At 61.9% G+C, this 10,095-nt stretch carries 12 protein-coding genes, 1 tRNA gene and 1 pseudogene; 4 read left to right on the forward strand and 10 right to left on the reverse strand.

The features are described from left to right. Positions 1-274: 274 nt before the first annotated feature. The 6 genes from ACS5Q1_RS06005 to sdhC form a co-directional block, all read right to left on the reverse strand. Positions 275-868, reverse strand: coding sequence for an AprI/Inh family metalloprotease inhibitor (locus ACS5Q1_RS06005; protein ID WP_473097319.1), 594 nt, complete (start codon positions 866-868; stop codon positions 275-277). A 184-nt stretch (positions 869-1,052) separates the two neighbouring features. Further along, positions 1,053-1,835, reverse strand: a complete 783-nt coding sequence (locus tag ACS5Q1_RS06010; RefSeq protein ID WP_203442060.1) for a succinate dehydrogenase iron-sulfur subunit — start codon at positions 1,833-1,835, stop codon at positions 1,053-1,055. A 1-nt stretch (position 1,836) separates the two neighbouring features. Next, positions 1,837-2,607 carry a hypothetical protein gene (locus tag ACS5Q1_RS06015; protein ID WP_473097320.1) on the reverse strand — a complete coding sequence of 257 codons (771 nt, stop codon included), beginning with the start codon at positions 2,605-2,607 and terminating at the stop codon, positions 1,837-1,839. 176 nt (positions 2,608-2,783) lie between these two features. Beyond that, entirely contained in the window at positions 2,784-4,607 is a 1,824-nt protein-coding gene (gene sdhA, locus ACS5Q1_RS06020) for a succinate dehydrogenase flavoprotein subunit (RefSeq protein WP_473097321.1), read from the reverse strand. Between the two features lie 11 nt (positions 4,608-4,618). After that, on the reverse strand, positions 4,619-5,038 hold the full coding sequence (gene sdhD, locus ACS5Q1_RS06025) for a succinate dehydrogenase, hydrophobic membrane anchor protein (RefSeq protein ID WP_473097322.1): 420 nt from the start codon (positions 5,036-5,038) through the stop codon (positions 4,619-4,621). Positions 5,039-5,051: 13 nt separating this feature from the next. Beyond that, positions 5,052-5,447 (reverse strand): succinate dehydrogenase, cytochrome b556 subunit, encoded by a 396-nt coding sequence (gene sdhC / locus ACS5Q1_RS06030; RefSeq protein ID WP_473097323.1) that lies wholly within the window; start codon positions 5,445-5,447, stop codon positions 5,052-5,054. A gap of 204 nt (positions 5,448-5,651) precedes the next feature. On the opposite strand from sdhC, the gene ACS5Q1_RS06035 reads away from it, so the two are divergent. Beyond that, positions 5,652-6,539, forward strand: a complete 888-nt coding sequence (locus ACS5Q1_RS06035; protein WP_473097324.1) for a LysR substrate-binding domain-containing protein — start codon at positions 5,652-5,654, stop codon at positions 6,537-6,539. Positions 6,540-6,678: 139 nt separating this feature from the next. Then, positions 6,679-7,344, forward strand: a complete 666-nt coding sequence (locus tag ACS5Q1_RS06040) for a hypothetical protein (RefSeq protein ID WP_473097334.1) — start codon at positions 6,679-6,681, stop codon at positions 7,342-7,344. Here ACS5Q1_RS06040 and folD read toward each other — a convergent pair whose 3' ends face one another. The 3 genes from folD to ACS5Q1_RS06055 are packed head-to-tail and all read right to left on the reverse strand — an operon-like array spanning position 7,345 to position 8,871. Beyond that, positions 7,345-8,247 carry a bifunctional methylenetetrahydrofolate dehydrogenase/methenyltetrahydrofolate cyclohydrolase FolD gene (gene folD, locus ACS5Q1_RS06045; protein WP_473097325.1) on the reverse strand — a complete coding sequence of 301 codons (903 nt, stop codon included), beginning with the start codon at positions 8,245-8,247 and terminating at the stop codon, positions 7,345-7,347. Next, entirely contained in the window at positions 8,244-8,561 is a 318-nt protein-coding gene (locus ACS5Q1_RS06050) for a DUF167 family protein (protein ID WP_473097326.1), read from the reverse strand. Before ACS5Q1_RS06050 ends, folD begins: the two co-directional genes overlap by 4 nt. Before the next feature lie 10 nt (positions 8,562-8,571). Next, positions 8,572-8,871, reverse strand: coding sequence for a YggT family protein (locus tag ACS5Q1_RS06055; RefSeq protein ID WP_473097327.1), 300 nt, complete (start codon positions 8,869-8,871; stop codon positions 8,572-8,574). 183 nt (positions 8,872-9,054) lie between these two features. On the opposite strand from ACS5Q1_RS06055, the gene ACS5Q1_RS06060 reads away from it, so the two are divergent. Continuing rightward, positions 9,055-9,130 (forward strand) — tRNA-Ala (locus ACS5Q1_RS06060). Positions 9,131-9,239: 109 nt separating this feature from the next. Next, the gene (locus ACS5Q1_RS06065) at positions 9,240-10,016 is read left to right on the forward strand and encodes a tyrosine-type recombinase/integrase (protein WP_473097328.1); all 777 of its coding nucleotides are present in this window, start codon (positions 9,240-9,242) and stop codon (positions 10,014-10,016) included. Here the strand turns inward: ACS5Q1_RS06065 and ACS5Q1_RS06070 are convergent. Continuing rightward, positions 9,973-10,095 (reverse strand): annotated as a pseudogene (locus ACS5Q1_RS06070) (IS481 family transposase); the annotation flags it as partial. The gene ACS5Q1_RS06065 and the pseudogene ACS5Q1_RS06070 overlap by 44 nt on opposite strands.

Below are 10,095 nucleotides of genomic sequence, written 5' to 3' on the forward strand. Positions count from 1 at the left end.
CGTAGGAGGCAGGCGCATCAAAAGCCCTGCACTGCGTCTCCGCTCTCCTTTGCGGGGAGCGGCAAGGGCGGGGGATTAATTGGATGAGACCTTCCCGTCATCCCCGGGCTTGTCCCGGCCATCCACGTCTTAGGAACCGCAGCGTCTAAAAGGCGTGGATCCCCGGAACAAGTCCGGGGATGACGAGGTAAAGAGCCTGCCACTGCTGATCAAAGCAACGCTCTGACTTTACGTCCCGGCCTTCATCCCTCCTCGTAAGGGGGAAAACACGCAATCAACGCGAGAGAGTCAGCGGCGCGCCGGATTTGGCGAGGACGCCGCTGAGCGACGAGGACGAGCCGCGCAGGCGCGCTGCCACCGAACCGCCTGTCTGGTAGAGATAAACCTCGCCGTCGCGGTAGTCCCAGGCATTGACCTTGGACAGATCCTGGTTCGAGCAACCGGAGGCCGAGGCCCGGTAGAGATCGAGCGCGGGCGAGCTCGAGAGCTGGACGCGGCAGGAACCGCCGGACGTCTGGACGTTCCAGTTGCCGACCATGGCGGTGCGGCTCGACGGTGTCGGAGCGGGCGCGGGTGCCGCAGGCGCAGCCCCTCCGAAGGTCGGCGGCGGAGGCGCGGGCGGCAGACCGGCGATATCGGTGCCGCCGGGAGGAGCCATCGGATCGGGAACTGTCGGCGCGCCGGCGATCGGCGGCAGCGGCGACGCCTCGATGGGGCCGGACGGCACCGCCTCGACCGGCGGAGCCTCGGTGATCGGCGCCGCGGCTGCGCCACGGATCGGCGGTCCGCCGAGACGGGTCGAGGAGCACGCGCTGAGCGCCAGGGCGGAGCACATCACAGCCATTGTCAGCCAAATCGGCTTCGTCATCTTGATCCTCGCATACGGGGCCGCCCCTTGGGACGGTTGATCACGCGGCCTAGGCTATAAGGAGGAATATGAACCCAGGCCAACATTGTTCCAGTTACGACATATGAGATCACAAGCCACAAAAAAAGGCGCCTGTGGCGCCTTTTCGCGAAGATGTTGCAAGGAAACGTCACCGACGTAAACGTCACACGGCCCGCGCGATCATCATCTTCTTGATCTCGGCGATGGCTTTCGCCGGGTTCAGGCCCTTGGGGCAAGTGTTGGCGCAGTTCATGATCGTGTGGCAGCGATAGAGCCGGAACGGATCGTGCAGGTTGTCGAGGCGCTCGCCGGTGGCCTCGTCGCGGCTGTCGATGAGCCAGCGATAGGCCTGCAGAAGGGCCGCCGGGCCAAGGAAGCGGTCGCCGTTCCACCAATAGCTCGGGCAGGAGGTGGTGCAGCAGGCGCAGAGAATGCACTCGTAGAGGCCATCGAGCTTCGAGCGCTCCTCCGGAGTCTGACGCCATTCCTTTTCAGGCGCCGGCGTCTCGGTCTGAAGCCAGGGCTCGATGGAAGCATGCTGGGCGAAGAAACTCGTGAGATCCGGCACCAGATCCTTCAGCACCGGCATGTGCGGCAGCGGATAGATCTTGATCGAGTCCGATGCGCAATCGTCGATGCCGAGCGTACAGGCGAGCGTGTTGCCGCCCATGATGTTCATGGCGCAGGAACCGCAGATGCCTTCGCGGCAGGAGCGACGGAAGACCAGCGTCGAGTCGACGTTGTTCTTGATCCACAAAAGCGCGTCGAGAACCATCGGGCCGCAATCGTCGCGGTCGACATAATAGGTGTCGATGCGCGGGTTCTGCCCGTCATCCGGGTTCCAGCGATAGATGCGGAATTCCTGAACGTTGGAGGCACCCGCCGGCTTCGGCCAGGCCTTGCCTTCGGTGTAGCGGGAATTCTTGGGAAGTTGGAACTGGGCCATATCAGTTTCTTGCCTGTTTAGATGCGCTATCCGGAGCCGACAGCATTGCCTTGTCTTGGTTTTCAAGAGCGTAGACGAATAGTTCCCCGACGAATTCGAGACTTTGCTCAGCTACATCGATGAAATGTTTAATTCGCTCAGTATCACGGTCAGCCAAGTCGATAATCCCGGAGCCATATATTACCTCAAGCACTTCGCAGGAAATAAAGAAGCAAAACCGCAAGGTCCTTACCGAGTTAATGTCTACATTTCCAAATGCGCCCGTTCCTGCTCGTTTGACGTAGCCACCACTGACAATTGTCATAAAGCTAGCTATCATTGATAGATGAGCAGAGGCTGATAGAACTTTAGACTCATCAAGTCGCCGTTCTTCCAGGCTATCGATCCAGTCCTGTCGATCTGGCCAAATTTTCTTTCTGAATGCTACCAACTTCTTTCTAAGTTTGCGTTTGGCAATGTGCTCGTGCCAAAACTTATTCGCCTCTTCGGGCGTTTGCATCTTATGAAATTCGGCACACAAACTTGGATCAAGAAGAAGGTATTCAACTAGATCCAAGTATTCGCCTAATAGGCGAGTTGAGTTCTTTGCAGATACGTCATGCCCAAGCAAAACTAATGAACGAATTGCAAGCATTTGGGACACAACAGAGCCCAGCAGCGTTGCATATACTTTCTGCTCGAGCTTAACTTTACCCTTTTTCTCAAAAACTCCGTCGAGTAGAGCCAGATGGAAGCACAGGTATATATGGATGAGCTCATCGAAGAGGATCATCCAATTCCTGACTGAGTAATGTATGTCCCTGTGATTTAGTTTTTGGGAGTCCTCATGGATCGCCCATATCAGTTCAGATCCAAGGCGCTCTTCAACCTCATGCAGTCCAGAACGCTTTTTTAGTTTCCGGACTGCATTAGCTGCGACTGATCTGGTCGAAAACTTCAGGGGCATCCTTAGTAAACTCGCGCCTTTGGCTCGATGTACTGGATGTCGTTCGACATGGTGTAGGTGTGCACCGGGCGGTAATCGAGGGTCACCTTGTGAGAGGTGTCATCGAGCCAGGCCAGGGTGTGCTTCATCCAGTTCTTGTCGTCGCGCTCGGAGAAGTCCTCGCGGGCGTGCGCGCCGCGGGATTCCTGACGGTTCGCAGCACCCTCCATGGTGACGACCGCCTGTCCGATCAGGTTGTCGAACTCCAGCGTCTCGAGAAGGTCTGTGTTCCAGATCAGCGAACGGTCCGTGACCTTGATGTCGGCGGCGGCGTTCCACACGTCGTGGATGAGCTTCACACCTTCTTCCAGAACCTCGCCGGTGCGGAACACCGCGCAGTTGTTCTGCATGGTCTTCTGCATCTGCAGGCGCAGATCCGCGGTCGAGGTCGAGCCCTTGGCATAGCGGAACTTGTCGAGGCGCGAGAGCGCGAGCTCGTCGGCAGATTTCGGCAGGTCCGCATGGCGGGCATTCGGCTCCAGGATTCCGGCGCAGCGCAGGCCCGCCGCGCGGCCGAACACCACGAGGTCGATGAGCGAGTTCGAGCCGAGGCGGTTCGCGCCGTGCACGGACACGCAGGCCGCTTCGCCGAGCGCCATCAGGCCCGGCACCACCGTGTCCGGGTTGCCGTTTTTGAGCGTCAGCACTTCGCCGTGATAGTTCGTCGGGATGCCGCCCATGTTGTAGTGGACGGTCGGCAGGACCGGGATCGGCTCCTTCGTAACGTCGACGCCCGCAAAAATCTTCGCGCTCTCCGAGATGCCGGGCAGGCGCTCGTGCAGGATCTTCGGGTCGAGGTGATCGAGGTGGAGATAGATGTGGTCCTTGTTCTTGCCGACGCCGCGGCCGGCGCGGATTTCCATGGTCATCGCGCGCGAGACCACGTCACGGGAGGCGAGGTCCTTGGCGGAGGGCGCATAGCGCTCCATGAAGCGCTCGCCTTCCGAGTTGGTGAGGTAGCCGCCCTCGCCGCGCGCGCCCTCGGTGATGAGGCAGCCCGAACCGTAGATGCCGGTCGGGTGGAACTGCACGAACTCCATGTCCTGCAGCGGCAGGCCGGCGCGCAGCACCATGGCGTTGCCGTCGCCCGTGCAGGTATGGGCCGAGGTGGCGGAGAAATAGGCGCGTCCATAGCCACCCGTGGCGAGGATCGTCATGTGGGCGCGGAAGCGGTGGATCTCGCCGGTCGACTGGTTGAGCGCCACGACGCCGATGCAGCGGCCGTCGGAATCCATCATCAGATCGAGGGCGAAATACTCGATGAAGAAGTTGGTCTGGTTGCGAACGGCCTGACCGTAGAGCGTGTGCAGGATCGCGTGGCCGGTGCGGTCGGCGGCCGCGCAGGTGCGCTGCGCGGTGCCCTTGCCGAACTCGGTCGTCATGCCGCCGAAGGGACGCTGGTAGATCTTGCCCTCGGCCGTGCGGGAGAAGGGAACGCCCCAGTGCTCCAGCTCGTAGACGGCGGCGGGCGCGTTGCGGACGAGATACTCGATCGCGTCCTGGTCGCCGAGCCAGTCCGAGCCCTTCACGGTGTCGTACATGTGCCAGCGCCAATCGTCCGGACCCATATTGCCGAGCGAGGCGGAGATGCCGCCCTGCGCGGCCACCGTGTGCGAGCGGGTCGGGAACACCTTGGTGATGCAGGCGGTGCGAAGGCCGGCCTGCGAACAGCCGACCGTGGCGCGAAGGCCCGCGCCGCCCGCGCCCACAATCACCACGTCGAAGGTGTGGTCGATGATGGTATAGGCCTTGCCGTTGACGGCGGCGCCGTTCGTTGCTTGAGCCATGAGAGAATTCCTTAAAGCAAGATGCGGCCGAGGCTGACCTTGAGGATGGCGTAGAGGCAGGCCACCCCGATGATCACGGCGTAGAAATTGTTCGCGATGACGGCGATGATCTTCAGGCCCTTGTCGTGGACGTAGTCCTCGATGACGATCTGCATGCCGAGACGCATGTGGTTCGTGACCGAGATGACCGCGAGGATCAGGATGATCGCGATCAGCGGGTGCGAGATGACGGCGATCGCCTCCTGATAGGAGGGGGAGCCGGCAAGCGCCGCGATGATGATCACGAAGGCGATGACGAGCGGGACGTTCGACACCGCCGTGACGCGGTGGATCCACCAATGCTCGACGCCATGCCCGGAAGGGCCGAGGCCCTTCACGCGGGAGAGCGGGGTGCGCATGGAAACGCGGGTATCAGCCCTGTTGTCGGCCATGGGTCCTGCTCCTTTAGAAAGCGATGAAGGCGACGACCCAGATCGCCAGCGTGAGCGCGACCGAGCCGACGAGGGTGAAGCGGGCCATGTTGATGCGCTGCTCCGGCTCCATGCCGTAGCCGAAATCCCACACGAGGTGGCGCACGCCGCCCAGCATGTGGTGCATCAGAATCCAGGTGTAGACGAAGAGGATCAGGTACCCGAGGGGCGAGCCAAAGAACCATTGCACGGCGTCAAATACCGAAGGCCCGGAGGCCAGGGCCACGAGCCAGATGGCGAAAAGCGCGATGCCGCCATAGAGCGCAAGTCCTGTGAGACGGTGGGCGACGGACATCGCCATGGTCCAGCTCCACCGATAGATCTGAAGATGCGGGGACAGGGGCCTGGGGGCCACTTTCGCCTCTGCCATGGTATACACTCCTGGTCGGCGACGATCGGTCGCCCTTAGTTTGGAATGGCTCGTATCTGATGCGCGGCAACACCGCAATGTGTCTTCGGCCCAAGAAGGCTACATCAGGACACACTTCGTCAGCCGCGAAGATAGATCCAGGCTCGCTTACTGCACAATTTTTAATTATTCTTATCTACCTTCGCGGATGACGAAGGAAGCCTCATGCAATTCGATCTGACGGACTTGAGCCTCTTCCGGCATGTGGTCGAGGCCGGCAGCATCACCCATGGGGCCGAACGGGCCCATCTGGCGCTGGCGGCGGCAAGCACCCGCATCCGGAACATGGAAAAGTCTCTCGGCGCTCCCCTCCTCCTGCGCAACCGTCAGGGTGTTACCCCCACACCCGCCGGCCGGACCCTGCTCCAGCATGCCCGTGCGCTATTGGCCCAGGCCGAACGCCTGCGGGAAGACCTGGGCTCCTACACGGGCGGGCTCACTGGTCAGATCCGGATTCTCTCCAACACCAATGCGCTGACCGAGTTCCTACCCGAGGCGCTCGGCGCCTTTCTCGCCGAGCACCCCCATGTCTCCATCGACCTGGAGGAGCGACTGAGCGACGAGATCGTGGGCCTGATCGCCGAAGGCGTCGGCGATCTCGGCATCGTGGCGGGCACGGTCGATACGGGACGGCTCGAGACCTATCCCTTTCGCAGCGACCGCTTCGTGCTAGTCGTGCCGAAGGGACATCTCCTCGCCTCCAAGGCGAGCATTCCCTTTGCGGAAGTGCTGGACCACAACTTCGTCGGGCTCGACCGCGCAAGCGCCCTCCAGCGCTTCCTTGCCGGCAAGGCAACGCGTATCGGAAAGCCCATCCGCCTGCGGGTGCAGCTGCGCAGCTTCGACGCCGTCTGCCGCATGGTGGAGGCCGGTGTCGGCCTCGGCATCGTGCCAGAGACCACGGCCCGCCGCGCCGCCCGCACCACGGCCATCATCCCGGTCGAACTGGAAGATGCCTGGGCCGCCCGCGATCTCACGCTCTGCATTCGATCATTAAAAGACCTGCCGCCGTCCGCACGCCAACTTGTGGAGCATTTGCGCAAAGAAGCGTGACGGATCGCTCTAGGAATTCACGCCTGCCCGCCTTCAAAACGCCGTGAGGATGGAATGATGATCCTCACGGGATTGTCTGTAGAGCCGTCCGTCTCGAACAAGGACGGCCCGACTCATCAAGGAGGAAGCAATGCGTGGAATGGAACGCCTATCGCTTATCGCCGCCATCGGCCTTGTGACCTTGGCGCCCATCGGCGCCGCCCAAGCGCAAAGTGTCCAGGAGACCACGTTCTTCGTCACCAGCGTCGGCTCCGGCAAGGGTGCGGATCTCGGCGGGCTCGAAGGCGCGGACCGGCATTGTCAGACCCTGGCCGAAGCCGCGGGCATTCGCGGCAAGATGTGGCGGGCCTATCTTTCGACCCAGGCGATGGGCGGCGCGACGGCTGTCAACGCCAAGGACCGCATCGGACGCGGCCCGTGGCAGAACGCCAAGGGCGTGGTCATTGCGAAGGACGTGGCAGACCTGCACGGAGCCAGCAACAACCTCACCAAGCAGACGGCCCTGACCGAGAAGGGCGAGATAGTGAAGGGCGGCGGCGACCAGCCGAACCAGCACGACATCCTCACCGGCTCGCAGCCCGATGGCACCGCGTTCGCGGGCAATCAGGACATGACCTGCGGCAACTGGGCGAAGAGCGGCACCGAGGGCGCGGCCATGATGGGCCACCATGACCGTAGGGGCCTGGACGAGTCGCCGCCGGCCAAGTCCTGGAACTCGTCGCACGCGAGCCGTGGCGGCTGCAGCCAGGACGCTCTGCGCGGCACCGGCGGCGCCGGCCTGTTCTACTGCTTTGCGGCGAACTGATTAGGCGGCGAAATCCACCGCCGGCATGGTGAGGCCGCGTCGCAGGCAGGCGGCCTCCAGCGTGTTGCGCAGCAGGCAAGCGATGGTCATGGGGCCGACGCCGCCCGGCACCGGCGTGATGGCGGAAGCGACTTTGGCCGCTTCCGCGTAAGCCACATCACCGACCACCTTGGTCTTGCCCTCGCCGGCGGCCGGGTTCGGCACCCGGTTGATGCCCACATCGATCACGATGGCGCCGGGCTTGACCCAATCGCCGCGCACCATCTCGGGCCGGCCAACGGCGGCGATGAGAAGGTCCGCGTTACGGCAGACTTGCGGAAGATCCTTTGTCTTCGAATGGGCCACCGTCACCGTGCAGCTCTGGGCGATGAGCAATTGCGCCATGGGCTTGCCGACGATGTTGGAGCGCCCGACCACGACCGCGTTGAGGCCGGAGAGATCCCGCCGCACCGATTGCGCCAGCAGCAGGCAGCCCAAGGGCGTGCAGGAGACGAGTCCGGGCACGCCGGTCATCAACCGGCCGGCATTGATGGGATGGAAACCGTCCACGTCTTTCGCCGGATCAATGGCCTCGATCACCTTCTGCGCATCGATCTGCTTCGGCAGCGGCAATTGCACGAGAATGCCGTCCACCGCCGGATCAGCATTGAGCTGCGCGACGAGACCGAGAAGCTCCGCCTCGCTGGTGGAGGCGGGCAGCTTATGTTCGAAGGAGCGCATGCCGACCTCGACGGTCTGGCGCGCCTTGTTCTTCACATAAAGCTGGCTCGCCGGATCCTCACCGACGATGACCACCGCAAGGCCCGGCGTGACGCCCTGCCCCGACAGGGCCTTGACCGCATGGGCAATGCGCCCACGCAGGCCTTCGGCATAGGCTTTTCCGTCGATGATCGTGGCGCTCATGGCTCTGTCCGTCCTGTCAGTGCGGCGAGGGCAGCGGCAAGCTTTTCCCCCTCGCCTGAGATCGCAAAGGTTTTCCGCCGGGCCGTGGCGCCCGCCTCGAGGCTCACCGCCGAGGCGGGAACCTTGAGCGCCTTGGCGAGCAGGCGTCGGACACCCTCGTTGGCCGCCCCATCCTCCGGCACCGCCCTGACCCGGACTTTCAAGACCGGCCTGCCATCGGAGAGAGTCTCGATGCCGTCGATGGCATCCCGCCCGCCCCGGGGCGTCACGCGCACCCGGACCGCGAGGCCGTCCGGGCGGATGCTCCAGGGCATGGCGCCGCGTTTAAAGCGCCCAGCCCGGAACTTGGTACTTTATGCGGTCCAGGATGTTCTGGATGAAAATGATCAGCAGGATCAGGATGATGGGCGAAATGTCGACGCCGCCGAGATTGGGCAGGATCTTCCGGATCGGCCGCAGGGCCGGCTCGGTCACCGCATCCAGAAAGTTCCAGATCGAGCGGACGAAATCATTGCGGGTGTTGACCACGTTGAAGGCGACCAACCAGCTCAGGATCGCCGAGGCGACGATGAGATAGGTATAGAGCTGCAGGGCTATTTGAATGACAGTAATCAGGGAGCTCATGAGGAAACCTGTCAGGGATCGGCTTTGCTCATGTAACGATTGAAGCGAAGCTGAACAACCCATAACCGCCTCGGCCGGCTGCCACTTCCCCTCCGATTGCCGTTGCCAGCCTGTCGCCGGCCGATTGACAGACCAAAGCCAGGGAGCCTAAAACTTGCGCCACTTGGCTCGATTCAATCGACCGGGGCTGTAGCTCAGATGGGAGAGCGCTGCAATCGCACTGCAGAGGTCAGGGGTTCGAATCCCCTCAGCTCCACCAAGCTCTAACACGAGGAAATCACTAGGATTTCCCGAACAGAGCTAAGGCCCTCCCACCACCAAATTGATCGATCTGTCACAGCGTTGTCACAGCTAGACGGATCACAAGTATGGCTTCCATTCGTAAGCGCGGCTCCTCTTGGCAGGCACAGGTGCGCCGTGAGGGCTACTCTCCCCTCTCAAAGACGTTCGATTCCAAGGCTGATGCTCAGGCGTGGGCGAGGGACCAGGAGAGGTCTATCGACCGCGCAGAGGCTCCGACCTCCACACGGGAACTCAAAGGCCTCACCGTTGCTGATCTATTGCGCCGCTATCGGGACACGGTAACGCCGACAAAGCGTGGAGCAGACCCAGAGCGCTATCGCCTCGCAACTCTCTTGGCCCACAAGATAGCAAAGGTTTCCTTGAGCAAACTCTCTCCAGCCTCAGCGGCTAATTATCGCGATGACCGCCTTTCGCTCGTCCAATCGGCCACCGTGAGGCGCGAGCTTGCGATCCTCCAACACTGCTTTGCCCTTGCTAAGAGAGAATGGGGTATCCCGTTGCCGTGCAATCCCATACTGGAAATCAAATTGCCGGAGGCTGCTAAGGCGCGCTCAAGACGCCTCCCTCACGATGACCTCACCAAACTCCTTAATGCTCTAAATACCAATACGGCTTGGTATCTCCGCCCCCTCATCACTCTTGCGGTCGAAACTGGCATGAGAAGAGGCGAACTGCTCTCAGTTCAGTGGCAGGACATTGATTGGAAGGCTCGGACCCTCGCCATCTTGAAAACCAAGAACGGACACCCAAGGACCATCCCCCTAACACCCAAGGCTCTTGAGACACTCTCTGGATTACCTAGGTGTTCAGTCCCGGCATTTGATGGACCGGGTCAAAGGTGAAGCGTTTGGGCTCCTGTGTCCAGCATTTGCAGATGAACTCGTAGGGTGTGAGGCCCCTGAGGGTCTTCAGCCTTCGGCC

Source organism: Microvirga sp. GN3 (assembly GCF_055792825.1).